Source organism: Haloplanus sp. C73 (genome assembly GCF_051195115.1).
GTDB lineage: Archaea > Halobacteriota > Halobacteria > Halobacteriales > Haloferacaceae > Haloplanus.
The window spans coordinates 468,883-486,688 of the sequence record NZ_JBNTJZ010000001.1; the positions used below are offsets into that span (position 1 = coordinate 468,883).

At 66.8% G+C, this 17,806-nt stretch carries 23 protein-coding genes and 2 tRNA genes; 8 read left to right on the forward strand and 17 right to left on the reverse strand.

Features of this window, described 5'->3' with window-relative positions:
• Nucleotides 1-7: 7 nt before the first annotated feature.
• Both ACQUSQ_RS02410 and ACQUSQ_RS02415 read right to left on the reverse strand, forming a co-directional pair.
• Nucleotides 8-391: a hypothetical protein gene (locus tag ACQUSQ_RS02410; protein WP_435066906.1), complete on the reverse strand. Its 384-nt coding sequence runs from the start codon at nt 389-391 to the stop codon at nt 8-10.
• Nucleotides 392-778 carry a hypothetical protein gene (locus tag ACQUSQ_RS02415; RefSeq protein ID WP_435066908.1) on the reverse strand — a complete coding sequence of 129 codons (387 nt, stop codon included), beginning with the start codon at nt 776-778 and terminating at the stop codon, nt 392-394. It abuts the gene before it with no gap.
• Between the two features lie 57 nt (nt 779-835).
• Here ACQUSQ_RS02415 and ACQUSQ_RS02420 point away from each other — a divergent pair, with 57 nt between their 5' ends.
• Nucleotides 836-1,942: a glycosyltransferase gene (locus ACQUSQ_RS02420; protein ID WP_435066909.1), complete on the forward strand. Its 1,107-nt coding sequence runs from the start codon at nt 836-838 to the stop codon at nt 1,940-1,942.
• Nucleotides 1,943-1,953: 11 nt separating this feature from the next.
• Here ACQUSQ_RS02420 and ACQUSQ_RS02425 read toward each other — a convergent pair whose 3' ends face one another.
• Both ACQUSQ_RS02425 and ACQUSQ_RS02430 read right to left on the reverse strand, forming a co-directional pair.
• Nucleotides 1,954-2,541: a hypothetical protein gene (locus ACQUSQ_RS02425; protein WP_435066910.1), complete on the reverse strand. Its 588-nt coding sequence runs from the start codon at nt 2,539-2,541 to the stop codon at nt 1,954-1,956.
• Nucleotides 2,542-2,821: 280 nt separating this feature from the next.
• Nucleotides 2,822-3,616, reverse strand: a complete 795-nt coding sequence (locus tag ACQUSQ_RS02430; protein ID WP_435066911.1) for a helix-turn-helix transcriptional regulator — start codon at nt 3,614-3,616, stop codon at nt 2,822-2,824.
• Nucleotides 3,617-3,823: 207 nt separating this feature from the next.
• Here ACQUSQ_RS02430 and ACQUSQ_RS02435 point away from each other — a divergent pair, with 207 nt between their 5' ends.
• Both ACQUSQ_RS02435 and ACQUSQ_RS02440 read left to right on the forward strand, forming a co-directional pair.
• On the forward strand, nt 3,824-4,810 hold the full coding sequence (locus tag ACQUSQ_RS02435) for a DMT family transporter (protein WP_435066912.1): 987 nt from the start codon (nt 3,824-3,826) through the stop codon (nt 4,808-4,810).
• 135 nt (nt 4,811-4,945) lie between these two features.
• Nucleotides 4,946-5,221 (forward strand): hypothetical protein, encoded by a 276-nt coding sequence (locus tag ACQUSQ_RS02440; RefSeq protein WP_435066913.1) that lies wholly within the window; start codon nt 4,946-4,948, stop codon nt 5,219-5,221.
• A gap of 138 nt (nt 5,222-5,359) precedes the next feature.
• On the opposite strand, the gene ACQUSQ_RS02445 is transcribed toward ACQUSQ_RS02440, so the two are convergent.
• The 4 genes from ACQUSQ_RS02445 to ACQUSQ_RS02460 all read right to left on the reverse strand — a co-directional run bounded on the left by ACQUSQ_RS02445 (nt 5,360) and on the right by ACQUSQ_RS02460 (nt 6,794).
• Nucleotides 5,360-5,433 (reverse strand) — tRNA-Thr (locus ACQUSQ_RS02445).
• Between the two features lie 12 nt (nt 5,434-5,445).
• Nucleotides 5,446-5,928: a GNAT family N-acetyltransferase gene (locus tag ACQUSQ_RS02450; RefSeq protein WP_435066914.1), complete on the reverse strand. Its 483-nt coding sequence runs from the start codon at nt 5,926-5,928 to the stop codon at nt 5,446-5,448.
• 50 nt (nt 5,929-5,978) lie between these two features.
• Complete coding sequence (locus ACQUSQ_RS02455) at nt 5,979-6,293, reverse strand: DUF5785 family protein (RefSeq protein ID WP_435066915.1); 315 nt, start codon at nt 6,291-6,293, stop codon at nt 5,979-5,981.
• Nucleotides 6,294-6,710: 417 nt separating this feature from the next.
• A tRNA-Ser gene (locus tag ACQUSQ_RS02460) sits at nt 6,711-6,794 on the reverse strand.
• Between the two features lie 146 nt (nt 6,795-6,940).
• On the opposite strand from ACQUSQ_RS02460, the gene ACQUSQ_RS02465 reads away from it, so the two are divergent.
• Nucleotides 6,941-7,663: a ZIP family metal transporter gene (locus ACQUSQ_RS02465; protein ID WP_435066916.1), complete on the forward strand. Its 723-nt coding sequence runs from the start codon at nt 6,941-6,943 to the stop codon at nt 7,661-7,663.
• Nucleotides 7,664-7,677: 14 nt separating this feature from the next.
• Here the strand turns inward: ACQUSQ_RS02465 and ACQUSQ_RS02470 are convergent, their stop codons facing one another.
• Together ACQUSQ_RS02470 and ACQUSQ_RS02475 are read right to left on the reverse strand one after the other, a co-directional pair.
• Nucleotides 7,678-7,983 (reverse strand): PDGLE domain-containing protein, encoded by a 306-nt coding sequence (locus ACQUSQ_RS02470; RefSeq protein ID WP_435066917.1) that lies wholly within the window; start codon nt 7,981-7,983, stop codon nt 7,678-7,680.
• A complete protein-coding gene (locus tag ACQUSQ_RS02475; RefSeq protein WP_435066918.1) occupies nt 7,980-8,618 on the reverse strand; it encodes an energy-coupling factor ABC transporter permease in 639 nt (212 codons plus the stop codon). Before ACQUSQ_RS02475 ends, ACQUSQ_RS02470 begins: the two co-directional genes overlap by 4 nt.
• Before the next feature lie 120 nt (nt 8,619-8,738).
• Between ACQUSQ_RS02475 and ACQUSQ_RS02480 the strand changes: the two genes are divergently transcribed.
• Nucleotides 8,739-9,407, forward strand: a complete 669-nt coding sequence (locus tag ACQUSQ_RS02480; protein WP_435066919.1) for an AIM24 family protein — start codon at nt 8,739-8,741, stop codon at nt 9,405-9,407.
• Nucleotides 9,408-9,509: 102 nt separating this feature from the next.
• Here the strand turns inward: ACQUSQ_RS02480 and ACQUSQ_RS02485 are convergent, their stop codons facing one another.
• From ACQUSQ_RS02485 to ACQUSQ_RS02515, 7 genes are all read right to left on the reverse strand, one after another.
• The gene (locus ACQUSQ_RS02485; protein WP_435066920.1) at nt 9,510-9,923 is read right to left on the reverse strand and encodes a hypothetical protein; all 414 of its coding nucleotides are present in this window, start codon (nt 9,921-9,923) and stop codon (nt 9,510-9,512) included.
• Between the two features lie 52 nt (nt 9,924-9,975).
• Nucleotides 9,976-10,812 carry a hypothetical protein gene (locus ACQUSQ_RS02490; protein ID WP_435066921.1) on the reverse strand — a complete coding sequence of 279 codons (837 nt, stop codon included), beginning with the start codon at nt 10,810-10,812 and terminating at the stop codon, nt 9,976-9,978.
• A gap of 46 nt (nt 10,813-10,858) precedes the next feature.
• On the reverse strand, nt 10,859-11,311 hold the full coding sequence (locus ACQUSQ_RS02495; RefSeq protein WP_435066922.1) for an ArsR/SmtB family transcription factor: 453 nt from the start codon (nt 11,309-11,311) through the stop codon (nt 10,859-10,861).
• Nucleotides 11,312-11,372: 61 nt separating this feature from the next.
• Nucleotides 11,373-12,221 (reverse strand): hypothetical protein, encoded by an 849-nt coding sequence (locus ACQUSQ_RS02500; protein ID WP_435066923.1) that lies wholly within the window; start codon nt 12,219-12,221, stop codon nt 11,373-11,375.
• A gap of 84 nt (nt 12,222-12,305) precedes the next feature.
• Nucleotides 12,306-13,070, reverse strand: a complete 765-nt coding sequence (locus ACQUSQ_RS02505; protein WP_435066924.1) for a hypothetical protein — start codon at nt 13,068-13,070, stop codon at nt 12,306-12,308.
• A 60-nt stretch (nt 13,071-13,130) separates the two neighbouring features.
• On the reverse strand, nt 13,131-13,640 hold the full coding sequence (locus ACQUSQ_RS02510; protein ID WP_435066925.1) for a hypothetical protein: 510 nt from the start codon (nt 13,638-13,640) through the stop codon (nt 13,131-13,133).
• Between the two features lie 123 nt (nt 13,641-13,763).
• Nucleotides 13,764-14,096 (reverse strand): DsrE family protein, encoded by a 333-nt coding sequence (locus ACQUSQ_RS02515; protein ID WP_435066926.1) that lies wholly within the window; start codon nt 14,094-14,096, stop codon nt 13,764-13,766.
• Between the two features lie 250 nt (nt 14,097-14,346).
• Here ACQUSQ_RS02515 and ACQUSQ_RS02520 point away from each other — a divergent pair, with 250 nt between their 5' ends.
• From ACQUSQ_RS02520 to ACQUSQ_RS02530, 3 genes are all read left to right on the forward strand, one after another.
• A complete protein-coding gene (locus ACQUSQ_RS02520) occupies nt 14,347-15,477 on the forward strand; it encodes a PQQ-binding-like beta-propeller repeat protein (protein WP_435066927.1) in 1,131 nt (376 codons plus the stop codon).
• A 58-nt stretch (nt 15,478-15,535) separates the two neighbouring features.
• Complete coding sequence (locus tag ACQUSQ_RS02525; protein WP_435066928.1) at nt 15,536-16,300, forward strand: pirin family protein; 765 nt, start codon at nt 15,536-15,538, stop codon at nt 16,298-16,300.
• 73 nt (nt 16,301-16,373) lie between these two features.
• Complete coding sequence (locus ACQUSQ_RS02530; RefSeq protein ID WP_435066929.1) at nt 16,374-17,804, forward strand: ribonuclease H-like domain-containing protein; 1,431 nt, start codon at nt 16,374-16,376, stop codon at nt 17,802-17,804.
• Nucleotides 17,805-17,806 lie beyond the last annotated feature (2 nt).

Sequence of the window (17,806 nt, forward strand, 5' to 3'; positions counted from 1 at the left end):
GGCCGGCTTATAATGGCTCTCCGGTCAGCAGGTAGTGGCCGACGACGTACGCGCCGACGAACAGGGACGCGGCGACGAGGAGCCAACCGAACGAGCGACTGGCGAGGGCGGAGATACCGAGTGGGAAGGCGACTACCATGCCCGTGATTGTGGTGGCGAGGATGGCTCGGCTCGACGCCGACTGCGGCATCGTCGGCGATTCGCCCGTTCCCGGTTCGTCGACGAATCGGCCCGTGGCGCCGTAGTGGGCGACGAGATAGCCGCTCCACGAAGTCACGACCCAGCCGAACACCTCGGCGTAGCCGCTTCGAACCGCGGACTGGACGGCGAAGGCGAGTGCAACCGTCGAGACGAGCAAGCCGCCGTACAGTTGGAGTCGACGCCCCAGCACTCACAACACCTCGTCGTTGGCGGCGACGTGTCCGATTACGTACCCACTCACGACGGCGGCCCCGGAGAGTAGGGTCGGCTCCCACGCCGACGCGCGGACGGCCTCGCCCATGAAGAGGAAGCCGTACGCACAGAGGACGACGGAGAGCGCGAGGCCGGCGACGCGCGCGAGGACGCCGGGCGTGACGGTGCCCGTCGCGTCCAGTCCGCCGACCGACGGCCAGCCGTGAACGCCGTACTGCATCGTCCGGTAGCCGCCGACAAAGAGCGCGAAGCCGACGACGACCAGCCACAGTCGCCCGGCGAAGGCGTTGACGCCGACGAGCGTCATCCCGACACAGAGGAGCAGGCTACCGGTGACGACCCAGCCGATGCGTGTGCGGTCCATTTCGCACGACAGGCGTAGGTCCGGTCCTTATATTTAGCCACCGGTTCACCACCCCCTGTGACCGACGGACTCGAAGTCGCCGCCTTCACCGACACTTATCTGCCGACGGTCAACGGCGTCACCTACACCATCGCGGAGTGGGCGGAGCGCTGGAACGAGTCGTACGGGCAGATGAACGTCGTCTACCCCGACAGCGACCACCGGCCCCGCGAACACGAGTATCCGATTTCGAGCGCACCCTTTCCCTTCTATCCGGGGTATCGAGCCGCACTACCGTGGATTCCGTCGGCGGTGCGCGATACCGACATCGTCCACGCACACAGCGTGTTCTCGGTCGGCGCCGCGGGCTGGGTGCTCGCCCGGACACAGGACTGCCCGCTCGTCGTCTCGTATCACACGCCGATGGCAGAGTACGCCGACTACGTCATCCCGACCGACGTCGGGTCGTCGCTGTTTGCCTCGGGGCTCTCGACGTACGAACAGCACGTCCTCGGCGCGGCGGACCTTGTGCTGGCGCCCTCGGCGGAGACGACGCGCGAACTCGAAACTCGACTCGACGACGGGGCGTCGGTCCGGACGCTCTCGAACGGCGTCAACCTCCGCGAGTTCCAGCCGACGGACGGCACCGCGTTTCGCGACCGCTACGGACTCGACGGGACGCTGGTGGGCTACACGGGCCGACACGGCTTCGAGAAGCGCATCGAGGACCTCGTTCGCGCGGCCGACCGACTCGGCGACGTGACGGTCGTCCTCGGGGGCGACGGGCCGGCAACGGACGACCTTCGGCGACTCGCGGACCGCCGCGACGTCGACGTTCGGTTCGTCGGGTTTCTGGACCGCGAGGAACTCCCCGAATTTTACGCCGCTCTCGACGTCTTCGGCTTCCCCAGCCCCGTCGAGACGGAGGGCCTCGTCGCCTTGGAGGCTATCGCCTGCGGGACGCCCGTCGTCGGCGCGGACGCCGGGGCGCTCCGGTCGACAATCGACGACGGCGAGACGGGCTACCTGTTCGAACCGGGGAATCCGGCGGCGATGGCCGACCGACTGGCCGCCGCGCTCGACGACCAGAGCGCTCTCGAAGCCGGCTGTCTGGCCCACCGCGAGACGCTCTCAATCGAGGCGACGCTCGACCGACTGGTCGACATCTATCGGGAATTGCGCTGACCGGCGACGCCTCAGTTTCGCCCGCTGTCGATGGTCGCGCCGTCCTCGACCAACACCCCGCGGTCGATGGCCGTCTGGAGAATCCGCTCGCACTGTGGCTCGGTGACGTCGTAGGCACCCGTCACCATCCCCGTCAGCGCGTCGCGCTCCATGGGGAACTCGCGATTCTGGAGGAGGCGAATGACCTTGTAGTAGCCGTCCGGAACGTCCTCCGTCTCCGCAGCGGGCTCATCGTCCGTTTCGGAGGATGCCGGTTCGGGGTCATCGGCTTGCTCCGGTGGCTCGTCGTCGGCAGTCGTCTCGGGGTCGTCGGCGTCCTCCGTCGCCTCCTCGGGCGCGTCGGATTCGTCCTCTTCAGATTGCTCGGCCGACCCGAAGGTCACTTCGTCGAGCGAGTCGACGCTCCGGTCGGGGCTGGTCGCCGTCTCCGCCGCCTCGACCAGCGGTTCGAGGACGCGCCGAAGCTTCTCGTGACAGGTCGAACAGAGCACCGCCGAGCGCGACCCGTCGGGAGCCACCAGTCGCTCGGGGACCACTTCGTACTCCTGTAACGAGTCACCGACGGCGCCACAGAAGTAACAGGACCGAAGCTGAGTCATGGTCGACCCTGTGCCGGGCGTCGGCTAAGTGTTTTCCCTCGCGCGCTGCCGACCAAAATTCGGATACTTGTATAATATCGATAAAAAGATGGCAAATATCCACTTCGACCACAGAAATATTTAATTAAGCGGCCCTCATTATGTTGATTCGATGGCACGCTACGTCTGTCCGGGGTGTGACCGGGAACTCGAAGCGGGCCCGTTTCGGATGACCTGTCCGACCTGCGGCGGTCGGCTCCTGAACTACCGACGCTCTCGCTCGCAGTCGTAGCCTGCTGGCTTACTCTCGAATCGCCGTCGCGTCGAGTGGTGACGCGGCGTCCCAGTACGTCTCGAACTGCTCGCGTGCCCAGTCGCGGACGGCCCGGTCGTCGGTGTCGACCGAGGCCTGTAAGACGCCGTTCGCGTCCCGCAACAGGAGGTGAACGACGTCGTCGGCGACAGTCGTCGCGACGGGGATGTCGTCGTCGCGGACGCGGACGCTCGCGTTCGGCGCGTCGAGCAACGAGGTCAGGCGGCGGCGCAATCCCTCGTCGTCGGCCACGGCGTCGATGGCGTGGCGGGAGAACACGCCCTCGAAGGTCAGTTCGCCCGCCGTGACGCGCCGCTCGATGACGTCGAGGCTCCCCTCGTTGAAGGCGTGAGAGAACACGCGGACCGACGACGCCTCGCGGAGGAAATCGAGAACGCGCCGGACCGGCGCGTTGGGTTTCGTCCCGCTCGGAACCGTTATCGTCGCGTCGTCGAGTCGCCGGAGGTCGAATCCCAGCGCCGCCGTCGGGAGATACTCGACGATGGGCCGAAGGTCGTGCTCCGTCTCCATGACCGACAGCAGTTCGAGAAAGGCGTCGGCGACGAGTTCGCCCGTCGCGGTGGCGACGTACGCGCCGTCGACCCGCTCTATCCACGACCGCTCCTCGAAATCCCGGAGGATGCGACCCAGCGTCGCCTGCGAGGCGCCCGTCGCCACCGCGAGGTCGGTTCGCGTGTGGCGGTCGTCGGCGAGACGCCGGAGCACCGACACGCGATTCGGCGAGAGCGCGAGAAACTCTATCTCCGCCAGTGCGGACTCCATACCCTCTCTGCTCCCCCGTCCGGGAAACCGTTTTCGCCCCCTGAAACCGTTGCACGCCGTGTACGGCCCGCCCGGAGTGCGAGTCTTTCTTCTCGTGAAAAATTTTACGAATTAAACTATACCCGCTCGGCCCGTGGGTGTCTATATGCACGGACTTCTGCAGTTTTCGGCATCGGACTGCGAACGGAGCGGTTGGGAGGGTGCGGAGTGACGACGGCGGACCGTCGCTCGCTCGGCGCGTTCGTCGTCGCGAGCGTCCTCTTCGGCGGGACGTTCGTCGCGGTGAAGGCCGGTCTGGCCTACTTCCCGCCGCTGCTTTTCGTCGCCTTGCGCTTCGACATCGCGGCCGTCGCGCTCCTCGTCTACGCCGCGGCGACGACGCCGCGCGGCCAACTCCTCCCCCGGACGCCCCGCGATTTAGCGGGTGTGTTGGCGACGGGCGTCCTCGCCATCGGCGTGACGAACGCCCTCCTGTTCGTGGGACAGGGGTACACGACCAGCGCCGTCGCCGCCATCGTCTTCAGCCTCAACCCGATTCTGACGCCCGTGTTCGCGGCGCTCGTCCTCGCTGACGAACGCCTCTCGCGCCGCGGCCTCGTGGGCATGGCCCTCGGGTTCGTCGGCGTCGCGCTGGTGGTCAACCCCGACCCCGCGACGCTGTTCGACCTCGGCATCGGCAAGGCCATCCTGCTGGCCGGCGCCGTCACCGGCGCCCTCGGGAGCGTCCTCATCCGCTGGGCCGGCGGGTCGCTGTCGAGCACCGTCCGCACCGCGTGGGGTCTGCCCTTCGCCGCCCTCCTCTGTCACTATCTCAGCTGGACGGCAGGGGAGTCCGCCCGAGCCATCACGTGGAACGCCGAGGCCATCGCGGCGCTCGCGTACGTCGGCCTCCTCGCCGGCGCCGTCGCCTACGTCGCCTACTTCGGCCTCATCGACACGGCGGGCGCGATTCGCGCGAATCTCGTGTTCTACGCCGTGCCCGTCGTCACCGCGCTCGGCGGCTGGGCACTGCTCGGCGAAGTCGTCTCGCAACTCGCCGTCGGCGGCTTCGTGACCATCTTCGTCGGCTTTGCCGTCCTCGGCAGCGAGTCCATCGACGTCCGCGCCGCGCTCTGCCGCCTCCGTGACCGGGCCGTCGACTCGGCGGACGCCATCGATGTCGACGACCCGTGTCTCGACGTCGAGTCCGACTGACCTCTCGGCCGGCCAGATTTCCCGCGGTCCCCACGCTTAACGTGCGTCGTGTGATACCACGCCGTATGACGAATCGGACTCTCTCTCAATCGCCGCTGGCCGCGACTCGCTTCGGTCCGTCGGGGGGTGAGTGACGTGGCGACGGAACTCCAGCCAACGCCCGAGTCGCTCACTTGTGCCGTCTGTGGGGCGACCATCGACGACGCGGGCTATCTGCCGGCGACCGACCGCGGGGCGACCTACGAGCCACGACCCGACGAAGCCGTCTGTGGCTCCTGTGGCTTCAACGAAGTCGGCATGATGGGCTGTGCGCCCGACGTCGACGACGTGACCGACCCGGGCCCCGATGTCGTGTTGCTCTACGTCCAACGGACTGCGGGCGGGTTCGACGTCGTGTCGGTGAAGCGGTAGGCTCGACGCCGAGGCCGAGTATCGACTGTGAACGAGTAGTTATAGAGTGGGATTTGAACCACGGTCGTTCCGCTTCGCTTCACTCCCTGCTTCAAATCCCTCCTGTGGCTCTTCGACTCCACTTCGTTCCGTCAGAAGAGCCAGGGGTGGGATTTGAACCCACGAAGTCTCGATTACAAGTCGAGTGCATGAACCGCCCATGCTCCCCTGGCACGGCGGACAGATTATCGGTCCCCACGCGGGCGTTTATCGTTTTCGACCTCTCGCTCGAACTCGATTCGATGCGGGCGATACCCCCGCGACTCGTAGAAGCGGATGGCGTCGTCGTTGGGTGCAAGCGCCTCGATGGCGACTATGTCGACGCCGCGGTCGGCGAGCGTCGACTCGGCGGCGTCCAAGAGTCGCGTTCCGACCCCCTCGTCTCGCCACGAGGGCCGGACGTACAGGTCGCGGACGATGCCGCGGGTGCCGTCCTGCACCAGCGGTCCGTGTTCGACTGCGAAGCGAACGAATCCGACGATGCCGTCACCGCGCGCGACGACTAGCCCGCCGTCGGCGGCGTGTTCGGCCAGCGACCGCCGCACCGTTTCGCGGTTCGCGTCGGCCTGCAGGCGCGTGCCGTGGCGTCGCTGGTCGCGCGCGAGTTCCACCCAGAGGTCCGCGACGGCGTCGGCATCAGCCGGCGTCGCCGGTTCGACCGTAACCACGCCCTCCCTACGGCTACGGGCGGCAAATCAGTTCCGCCGGGCGCGAACCATCAGATATCGCCTGCGGCGGCGTCGGCGCCCTCGTAGAACCAGTACCCCTGTTCGCGCAGCGCCGTGCCGAGTGCCCGGTGTAGGGCGACGAAGTCGTCGAACTCGTCGGCGTCGACGCCCTCGAAGACGTCTCGGACCGAGACGACCGTCTCGTAGTCGATTCTGACGGGGTCGTCGCCGTACTCCTCGACGAACGCCGCGGTGTCGAGGGGGAAATCCTCCTCCTCGTCGATTTTCTTGGCGATGATGGCGTGGCCGTACTTGCGCCGGCCCTCGCTCCCCTCCTCGCCATCCGGGTCGTGAGGCCAGTCCATGCTCGCCACTTGGTCCCGCGGCTCAAAGCCGTTACGGGTGTGAAAGTCGTCGCGGTGGCCCGCCGCGCGCTACAGCGGCGAAAAGTGGTGCACGGTGCGGGCGTGGTCGAGGAGTTCCTCCGTCGAGTCGAACGTCTCACCGCATCCACATCGATGCCAGCCCGCCGACGACTGCTGTGTCGACATACACGTTTGTTAGTGCTCCGAATATATAATTATTGTTCATGTTTTTTGGTGGCGTGTCACTAGCGGTAGTCGGTGACAGGGATGTGGGCGGCTTTCACGGGTGACGAAAGATGCGGTGGGACTGGGATTCGAACCGGACCCAGACGTGCTCGCTCGTTTCACTCGCTGCGCGCGACTGGTAGGATTCGAATCCCAGCGGCCGCTCTCCGTTCACTAGCGTTCACGGAGAAGCGGTGGGACTGGGATTCGAACCCAGGAAGCCGTGAGGCTACCTGCTTTCAAGGCAGGCGCAATAGGCCGCTCTGCCATCCCACCGATACATCCGCCGTTCGATTCCGGCCTTCATTAACCTGACGTACGTCCGCTGTCCGTGGTGGAAACTAGCAGGCGGTCGGTCCGACGGCCCGAGACGAGGGCGAACCAGTCAGATTCATGATGGTCCAGTCAGGAGACGTGTCTGAATGGCTGGAACTCTCGTTCAGGCGCTATCGTACACGATGCTGGCCGTCGTGGCCGCCATGGTCGGCGGCGTGATTGCCGTCGTCCGGCCGCCGGGGGCACAGATGGAGAGCAACGTCCAACATTTCGCCGCGGGCGTCGTCATCGCCGCTGTCTCGGCCGAACTCCTGCCGGACGTCCACGACCGGGCCCCGGCCGTCGTCGTCGTCGGGTTCGCACTCGGCGTCGCGGCGATGCTCGGCATCCATCGGCTGAGTAAACTCATCGAGAAGAAAGACATGGGTGGGAAGTTCGCGGGCGCCGCAGGACTGCTCATCACCGTCGGTATCGACATGCTCATCGACGGGGTTCTCATCGGCGTGACCTTTCTCACGGAAGCCGCGACGGGCGTCCTCATCGCCATCGCGCTGGCCATCGAAGTGCTCTTTCTGGGCGTCGCCGGTGTCGTCGCGCTCCCGCCGTCGGTCAGCACGCTCCGAAAACTCGCCGTGCCGGCGGTGTTCGGGCTGTTGCTGACGACCGGTGTGACCGTCGGCGTGGTGCTTCTCGACGGCGTGACCGGCGCCCCAATCGCCATCATCCTCGCGTTCGGCTCCGCGGCGCTCCTCTATCTGGTCACCGAAGAACTGCTCGTCAAGGCACAGAAAGTGCCCGAGACGCCGGTTTCGACGTCGCTCTTTTTCCTCGGGTTCCTCTGTATCTTCCTCCTCGATATGGTGCACTAACGTCGGGGACGCTCTCAGTTCCCGGCCGCCAACAGCCGTCCGAGACCGAGCGCGATGGCGAAGGTGAGCGCCGTCCCGAGTAGGGCACCGCCGAACGTGCCCGCGTACGGTCCGAACCCGGGGAGCGCGTAGCCCGAGAAGAGGCTTGCGCCGGTCGAGACGATTTCGGACGAGGCGCCCGCGAGTTCCACGGCGTTGTCCATCGGTTCCGCGTAGCCGACCCGATTCGCGGCCCACGCGAACACCGGCGCCAGCGCGACGAGACAGAGGAGACCCCCAATCGAGCGTCGCTGCCATCGGCCGACCGCTCGAACGCTCATGCGTGCACCGCCCCGAATCGGAGTTCTTCGGTGTCGACGCCGGCGCGGGCGAGCAGTCGGGTGCCCGCGAGCGTGAGGATGCCCTCACCGATACCGAGGACGGCGTGCCCGCCGACCATGACGGCCATCACGGTGAGGAACTCGCCGCCGAAGCCGGGCGAGACGCCGAGTTGGAGGCCCGCGGATGCGGCGGCGGCCGTGATGCCGACCCAGCCACCGGCGACGGTTGCGAGTGCCTCGCTCCGGTCTTCGAGCGCCGCGTACACGGCGTAGCCGACGTACGCCTGCACGATGGCCATGTTCCAGACGTTGGCGCCGAGCGACAGCGTGCCGCCGTCGCCGAAGATGAGTGCCTGAACGGCGACGACCAGCGCGACGGCGAACGCGCCGAGATGCGGTCCGAGGACGATAGCCGCGAACGCCCCGCCGACGAAGTGCGCGCTCGTCCCGCCCGGAATCGGCCAGTTCAGCATCTGGGCGGCAAAGACCGCGGCCGCGACGACGGCGAACAACTGGATGCGATGCTCGGTGAGCGACTCTCGCACCCGACTCGCGGCGGCCAGCAGGACGGCGCCGCTGAGTACGAGGAAGGCGCCAGCCATCCACGGATGCAGGAGTCCGTCTGGTGTGTGCATACCCGGATACAACCGGGCATCGGCTCATAATACTTTTCGAAGCGCCCGCTTCACCGGCTTCCACAAACTGAATTTTCAGTCTTCACGACCTCTATGTGGCTAGCGGCGCCACCGTCGAATATGGACCTGCAAGCGTTCACGGAGTCTCACGCGCCCGTCGACGGTGCCGAGGGCTTCCAGAAGGAGAACAACCGCCTGCTCGATATCCCGCTCGATGGCACGGTGATGGTCAAGGCTGGCTCGATGGTCGCGTACACGGGCGACGTCACGTTCACCGGCAAGTCGTCGGCCGAAGGCGGCCTCACCGGGTTCGTCAAGGAAGCCGTGAGTAGCGAGGGGACACCAATCATGGAGGCAGAGGGCAGTGGCCACCTGTACATCGCCGAGCAGAGCAAGAAGGTACAGATACTCAGCCTCGACGGCGACGAGGCCATCTCCGTCAACGGGAACGACGTCCTCGCGTTCGAGACGAGCGTCGACTACGAAATCAACACCGTCAGTAGCATCTCGGGCATGGCGGCCGGCGGCCTGACGAACGTCTATCTCTCCGGCCCGGGCGACGTCGCGATATCCACCCACGGCGACCCGCTGGTGATTACCCCGCCGGTCTACACGGACCCGGACGCCACCGTCGCTTGGAGTGCGAACCTCTCGCCGTCGTTCGAGACGAACAAGACGTTCGAAATCGGCCAGACCTCCGGCGAGGGGATTCAGATGGCGTTTACCGGTTCCGAGGGCTTCGTCGTCGTCCAGCCGAACGAGGAAGGCTCCGTCACGCAGGCCGAATGACCGAGCGCGAACCCGAGGACGACCGCGAGCGACTGAACCGGCGGCTCGACCGCGTCGTCGACGTCCTCGCGACCTACCTCCCCTGACGGCGCGCGCGGCGATTCAGAAGACCGGCGACAGGCCGAATCGCCCGGTGGTGCGATACAGCGCGCGCCGAACCACCGCCTCGCCGAGCGAGACGACGAGGACGAGACCCAGCAGGAGCGGCCAGACGGTGAGATACGACGAGAGCGGATGGAGATGCGCTCCGTACGCCCACTGATAGACCGTATCGCCGAGTATCCAGAGCGTCGCGAGCGGTGGCGTGACGAGCGAGAGGCGACCGAACAGATAGAGCGGGACGGCGCCGGTCAGGAACATCCCAATCCACGCGTACGCGATTCCGAAAATCACCGTGGTTCCGTTCCCCGACACCGACACGCCCGACGAGAACAGCCACCAGAGGACGAGCGTCGCGTACACGCCCCCGCCGCCGACGGCGACGGTGTGGGGAGTGAGTTCCGCGCGGAGGGACATGGGGCGGCCTTCGCCCGACACGCAGTTAACTGACGGTGCTGGCGGACAGTAGTCAGTCGACGACTCCCTGAACGTAGAGCTGTGCGTAGGCGCCCGCCCAGACGACTGAGAGGAGTTCGCCGGCGCTCGCCGACACTACTCGAAGCACGGGGGCGAGCGGCGCCAGTCCGTGCCCGATTTCGGGTAGCGAGCCGGGAAGGAAGAAGCCGACCCCGCTTCCCGCGACGACGAGGGCGACGAGAACGAATTTCCGCCGGTAGTTCGTCGTGATGCGCCAACTGAGCCGGAGCGATTTCAGGGGGCCGTAGCCGCCGATGACACACGCCTCGGGCGCGAACCAGAACTTGAACAGCAACAGCAGGAAGGGAACGCCCACGACGCTGAGACCGATGGCCGCGGCAACGGGGAAGCCGACCAGTTCGACGGGGTTCCCGGCGGCAGCGGCCACGAGCACGAACAGGGGAACGGACAGGACGAACGGGACGAATAGGACACAGACGACGACGAGGGTGAACACGCCGACCAGCGCCGGCGTGCGAGCGAGACTTCGGCGGAGGGCTTCCCACGCCGTCACGCGGTCGGTGAGTTCGCCGGCGACGACGACGCCCACGTACGCCCGAATCAAGACGGCGAACGCGAACGCCGTCGCGGCTTCGAGGCCGTTCACCGCGGGCGTCGGAATGGCCTGCAGGCTGTCGGTTTCGAGCAGTCGATTCGTGAGCACGATGGCCGCGCTGAACAGGGCAATGGAGGGCCGCGAGCGAAAGAGGCGGGCGGACCAGACGAGGGTGTCGAGGACCGACCGGCGGACCGTCGCCGTCTCGACGTCTCGACAGTCCAGACAGCCACAGCCGTCGACGTCGTCGCGCGCCTCGATAGTCGGGGACACGTCCGGTGTGGTTCCGTCGCCCGGACGAGAAATCTTTCGGAGGGGGTCAGTCGACGGAGACGAGTCGCGAGAGCGACTCGCCGACTGCGAGCAGAATCGCGGGCGGGCCGAGCAGGGATGCGACCGATTTGAACGCCCGCTTGAGACCCGGTCGGTCGTCCTCGGTGCCGAGGAAGATGAGCGTGGGGTCCTCGGCGACGACGTAGACGTCCATCTCCCTGCCTTTCTCCGAGTAACACGTGTCGGTGACCTCGATGACGCCCGAATCGTGGAGGTTCGTGAGGTGGTAGTGGACGTTCTGCACGCTCTGGTCTAAGTCGTCGGCGATGCGCGCCGGCGTCGCGGGCGTCTCGTTGAGCAACTGGAAAATCTCGTACGCCGTCTCGGAGGACAGAGCCTCGATGACGTCTCGCGTCGCGTCGTCGTCGAGACTCAGGACGGACGGGTCGTCGCTTCGTTCGACCGTGGCGTCGGTCTGGGTGGGGAGGAGTCGCGTCATCGTTGGAGGGGTCGCGTATCGACGTAGATACGCTCGGCTTCGGATATGTAGTTTCGGTGAATCATCGTTTCGACTTCGGCTCGGGCGACTCGGCGATTAGCTGCACGTAAAACGCCGTGTAGACCGTGTAGAGATAGCTCAAGCCGACGACGGAGACGACGCTTCCGACCGCAATCAGGAGGCCGAGCGAAAGGCCGTCCACGACCGGAACTCCGCCTTCGAACGGGAGCCGGCCACCGAACGGAACCGACGCGGTCAGACTGGTGGCTGTCAGCGACGACTCGACGAGATATTCGGGGAGCAAGACGAGATTGAACAGCAGTCCCCACAGCACGGAGAAGCCGACGACGCTCGCGAGGTTCGTCCGAACGAGGGCGACGCTCCGGCGGAAGGCGTCGGTCACGCCCGACTCCTCGACGACGATTGCCACGTCGTAGAACTGTAAGAACAGGATGACGGCCAGAACGAACAGGAGCCACACGACGGCCGACCCGACCATCGTCGCGAACGCTATCGTCCCGTCGGCCGACCCGGCGGCGATAACCCCGACGCCGAGCGCGAAGCTTCCCATCCCCACTCCGATGGCGACGCCGAGCACCAAGAGTGCAAACAGTAGCGACCCGAGAAGCAGGCGCACGTAGTGGGTTCGCCCGGCGGTCACGAAGGTTCCGAGCGACGGCGTCCCGTTCCGGAGCGCCGTCTGCACCATCCCGACGAAGCCGCCGAGGACGAACGGAAAGACGAGGAAGCCGACGAGCGAGACGGCGGCCGAGAGAAGCGGTCGTGATACCGCATCCCCGAGCAGAGACAGTTGATTCCCGGCCGCGAGAAACAGTCCGGCAAGTAACAGGACGGGGTTCTCGCGAAGCAGGGTCGTTCCGTCTTTGAACGCGGCGACAGTCGATGGCATACCGCCATCTTCGCGTGTTCGGTATTAGGTCGGACGTAGCATCAAAACGGGATTTAATCGTTCGGCGACGCCGTCTCGCCGCGATTACAGCTCCGGCGTGTGTCCCGTGCCCGCGGCCGTGGCGGCGTCGGCGCCACCGCGGCCGTCGTCCTCGTCGGCGAGTTGGAGATACGCTGCGGCCACGATGCCGTAGACGAACACGAACAGGACGCTGTTGAGACCGATGTTCGCGAGGTCGCTGAGAGCCGCTTCACCGGCCATCTGGAGGACTGAGGGCACGAATCCGACCACGGCACCCGCGACGGCAACGGCGAAGACGAGCGCCATCAGTCGGAGGCGGTTCCCGCGAGCGAGCGCCCAACTTCGCTTGACCGCGCCGACGACGCCCCGGTCCTCGACGCCGACGGCGAAGATGACACAGATGAAACTGGCGGCGATGAACAGCCCCGGAACGAGGAGAAAGGGGAGGCCGAGCATGGTCGCGAGCCAGACGAGAGCGCCGCTGACGAACATCGTGAGCGTCGCCCGCCCGATGCGACGCGTGTACAGGTCGGCGGGGAACGACGAGAGCGCCGAGAGCGGGCGGGCGAAGGCCCGTGCGAGGACCACGAAGTAGGTGGCGTTCAGCACTAGCGCCACGACGAGGACGGCGCCAGCGACCGGCCCGGAAACCGGGAGTGTCAGGCCGATTGCGTCCGCCGCCGGCGGAATCTCCGCCGCAATCAGGGTGTTGAGCGACGTGACCAGCAAGGTCTGGTGAACGAGCAACAGTGCAAACAGTATGCCGCCACTGCGAGTCAGTACGCGTCTGCTTCCGTCGACGATAGCGTCTGTCAGTTGGAGGGCCATCACCAGCGGTTACTGGGGAGGCGAACGTAAGCGTTCACGAGGTTCAAAACGAGCCTTTAGTCACGTCTGCCCCTCGGGAGCGCCGAATTCGAAGGACCCCGTCTCCGAGATTCGGAGGCGGCTACCGAGCGGCCCCGACTCGGACGCCGCAAGCGACACGGAACACCGAAGGGCCGACGGGAGCGTGTCGGCGTCGCGAACGAGGAGCGGGAACTGGAGCGTGCCGTCGACTGCGGCGTCACGCAACGCGACGACGAACTCTCGACGCGTGGGATACCGCCGGTAGCGAGTGCGAAACGCCCCCGACGTCGCGGGCGGTTCGGCGAGATATTGCACGTCGCCGTGTCGTTGATGGTAGGTTTCGGGCGTCGACAGCCGCAAAGTGAATCTGTCGAGCGTGTAGCCCGACGAGGGGTCGACGCTCGCGTTGACGTGAAAGCCGGCGGTGGGAGTGGGGTCGCCGGCGTCGAACTGCGGTTCGCGAGCGAGTTCGACGTAGCCGACGTACCCCGCCTCGTCCGACGCGGTGGGGAAGTCCCACGAGAGTTCGGTCGCCGAATCCTCGTGCACCACGGCGGACGCCCGTTCCGTGGTACCGGGAACCCCTCCGGAACAACCGGCGAGCGCCGCCGTGGTAACGGCGCTACCGAGTGCGAGCAGTCGTCGACGAGTGGTTTTCCGCGTCATCCGTGGTTACGGCGAGATGTACGCGTAGCCGGCGTCCTGCAGACGCGTGAGTTCGCCGACGCCGGACGGGACAATCTCCACGCCGTCGATGAGGTCAGCCGCCGTCACGTCGGCACCGCGGAGCGTGTTCCGGCACTGCTTGATTGCGATGCCTCGGTCGAGGAGGGCTTCGACGCGTTCGCGTTCCGGGGAGTCGGCGACGACGAGTTCGAGGCCCCCGGCGTTCGTGACGAGAGCGACGTCGTCGAGGGTGACCGTCTCGTCGTCGAGGAGGTTCGCGACGTTGGAGACGGTCCGCGAGTGGCGGTCGGCATCCGAATGGTGAAAGACGGTCCGCATACCGCTCGATACGGCGGAATCGCGGAAAAGACCTGTGCCACCTCGCACCGAACGGGTTTCACACGCCGATTAAGTGTCCCGCCGGACTAGCGTGGCCACACGCATGGGTCCCCTCTCCCGGCGACGAGCCCTCCAACTGAGTGCCGTCAGTCTCGTCGGCGTCGCGGGTTGTAACGGACTTCCGACGGACCGGACGGGTCCGGCCGAGAGACGGATATCGGTCACGAAGCCGGCCGCAGGCACGTGGCCGATGGCTGGATACGACCCGCAGAATACGGGCCACAATCCACACGCGACGCCCCCTCGGCAATCCCCGTCAGAGGACTGGCGAGTGCAGACATCGGAGACGGTGACGTCCGTAATCGCCGGTCCGGACGCCGTCTACGCGAGTGCCGAGGACGAAATCGTCGCCGTCTCTCGCAACGGGTCGGAGCGTTGGCGCGAATCGCTCGGTGGCGGCCTCTACTACGTCGCCGGACGGCTCTACGTGAGTACCGACGACGCAGTCGTCGCACTCGACGCCGACTCCGGCGACGAGCGCTGGCGGAGCGACGTCGACGACTTCGAACCGAGCGAGGTGTACGAGGTGGCGGGAACAGTCTACGTCACCGGTCGGGAATCGGTCTGTGGGCTGCACGCCGATACGGGCGAGCGACGGTGGCGACTCTCGACCGCCCGGTATCCGGCCCTCGTCGCGAGCGACGACCGTCTCGCCGTCGTGACGAACGAGCGGATTCGGCGGTTGGCGCCCGGCGAGATGACCACCGGACTCGTCCGCGATTCGGCGCCGACCGTCAAGGAGACGATTCGGACTGGCTGGCGGCCGTGGACGATGGCGCCCACGCTCGCCGACGGCGTCCTGTTCGTTCCGCAGTACGGCGACCGTCTGTCCGACTCGCTGGGCGCCGTTCGGAAGTACGGTCTCACCCAGACGGACGAATACTGGATGTCGACGTTCACGTGGCGGGGCGTGGCCGCCGTCTCGGTGACGGCCGACACGGTGTTCGCGGCGCCGTATCGGGCGACGACGGACCCGCCGGACGGCTCGCTCGTCGCACTCGACCGAGAGACCGGCGAGGAGCGCTGGCGCTACGACGGCGCGATGCTCGGACGGCCGGCCGTCGGCGACGGCGTGGTCGTCACCGGAGCGGCCGACCCCGGCTCGCCGTCGGTCTGTGCCGCCGCGAACGACTCGCAGGAGCGAACCTGTACCGACGGCGAACCCCCCGCCGAATCGGGCGTTCTTCACGGATTCGATGCCGACTCCGGCGAGCGACTCTGGACCACCACGCCCGGGCACTCGTTCGGTGGGTATCCACTCGCACTCGCCGGCGACCACGTGTACTACGGCGACGCGGACGGCCTCCACGCGCTCTCGTGACGCGTTCAGAGAGTCAGCCCGCAGAACCCATATAGCGCTCGGGGGATTAACCGAGGCAATGGACGAGTCGCCCTCGGTACGGACCCCCTCTCACATCTACACGGCGCCGCGAACGGCCGTCTCGCAGAATCAAGGCGCGTTCCGGACTCACTTCAACTTCCCCGGGCGGGCTGTCCCCGACCACGACGACCACGGGTACGGCCCGCTCGCGACTGTCGTCGAGTCGTTCATGGACCCGGGAACGCTCATCCGGATGCATCAGCACCGCAACGAGGAGATAATCTCGTGGGTGCCCGACGGCGTGATGCGCCACGACGACCGGCAGGGCAACGAACTCGTCACCGACGCCGACCACCTCATGGTGATGAACGCCGGCAGCGGCTTCTGGCACGCCGAGGAGACGCTGGCCGACGACCCGCCACTGCGGATGCTCCAGATATTCGTCCGCCCGCACAGCCTCGACCTCGAACCGGGCATCCAGCACGAGCCGATTCCCGCGCCGACCGCAAACGACTGGCGGCACCTGTTCGGTCCCGAAGGGAGCGACGCCCCGCTCACGGCCCGCAACGACGTCGATTTCTACGACTGCCGGCTCGACGCCGGTGCCACGGCCACGCTGCCGTCTCGGGCGGGGTGGCACACCTATCTGTACGTCTTCGACGGAGCCGTCGAGGTCAGTGAGGTGCCCGTCGGACACACCGAGAGTGCGCTCGTAACGGCCGAGAGCGACGTCGCCGTCACCGCAACCGAGGATTCGACCGTCGTCGCCTTCGCCATCAATCCCGACGCGCCGGTTACGCGACAGGGGACGATTGGGCGGTGAAAGGTCGAGTCGGGGGCCGGCCGACAGCCCCGAGCCTTCTTGTATCGACAGCGGGTATCGAAGACGTATTCGAATGACGACCCCGGACCGACTCGACCTGCTCGTCTACTCGGAGTCGGCGCTCACCCGACTGACGCGCGCGCAGTTCGCGGACTCGATTCGGTTCGTCGACCCGGACGTCGTCGTCGTGATCGACCCGAAACACGAACATCGCCTTCGTCAACTCGCTCCCGACGGATGTCGGGTGGCGGCCGTCGGCGGCTACACGGCCGAGGGCGTCCAGACGCACACGAACGGGTCGGTCGGACTGGCTATCGTCGACAGTCTCGACGGGCTTGCGTCGCTCTCGGACGAGTCGCTCGCGGCCGGCGAGTGCTACCTGCTCTCGGACCTGCTCTCCGTCGACGTCGAACTGACGCGTCTGGAGACTCGCTTGGAGGGCCGGGAGGCGTACGAAACCGCGCTCCAGTCCGCTCGCGGCTCCTACACCCATCTGAGTACGAACGCCAACCCCTCGTATCGGGCCGAGTGGGACGGATTACTGGTGCAGGGTGTCATGCCCGGGGCGAACGTTCGACAGGGCCAACAGCGGGACGGCGTCGCCCATCTCCAACTGCACGCCGACGGCGTCGTGTCGACCCGGACGTTCTCGCCGGACGAGTTCGGCCTTCGGACGCTCGACCAAGTCGGGCGAACCCGCGCCGAGGCCCTCCGAGCGGCGGGGTTCGAGTCCCGCGAGGACGTCGCGACGGCCGGCGTCAACGAGATTCGGGACCTCTCCGGTTTCGGTCGCGCCACGGCGGCGACAGTCGTCGACAGCGCGACGGCGACAGTCGAGGGCGACGTCGTCCGGTTCGCCGACGAGGGCTTTCCGCGTGCCGACCCCGTCTTCGTCGACATCGAAACCGACGGCCTCTCGCCGACGATGGTCTGGCTCATCGGCGTGTTGGACCGCGAGGGGAGCGAATCCTATCTCTCCTTTCTCGCCCGCGACCCCGACAGCCCCGGCGCGGCCGTCACCGAGTTCGTGTCGTGGCTGACCGACACCGCCGAGAACCGGCCGGTCGTCGCGTACAACGGCCACGGGTTCGACTTCCCCGTACTCGAAGAACACGTCGAACGCCACTGCCCGGAGTATCTCGACGCGTGGCGGGACCTGTGGCTGTTCGACCCCTTCCGCTGGGCGACCGATGGCGGCAACGCGATACTCCCCGGCCGGACCAACAAACTCGAAGACGTGGCGGCGGCGCTGGGCTGGGAGTCGGACGAGACGGGACTCAGCGGGGCGGCGGTCGCCCGCCTGTTCCAGCGCTGGCAGTCCAACCCCTGTGCCGAGACGGAACTCGATTGGGAGCGACACCAGCGGTACTGCGAGGACGACGTCCGGGCGCTCGCTCGCGTGTTCGACGCGATGGCAGACGCCTCGCGGACCGACCGCGGGCGCGACGGGCCGGGAGAATCCAGTTCGTCGACGACCACACAAGGCACGCTCGGTGATTTCTGACG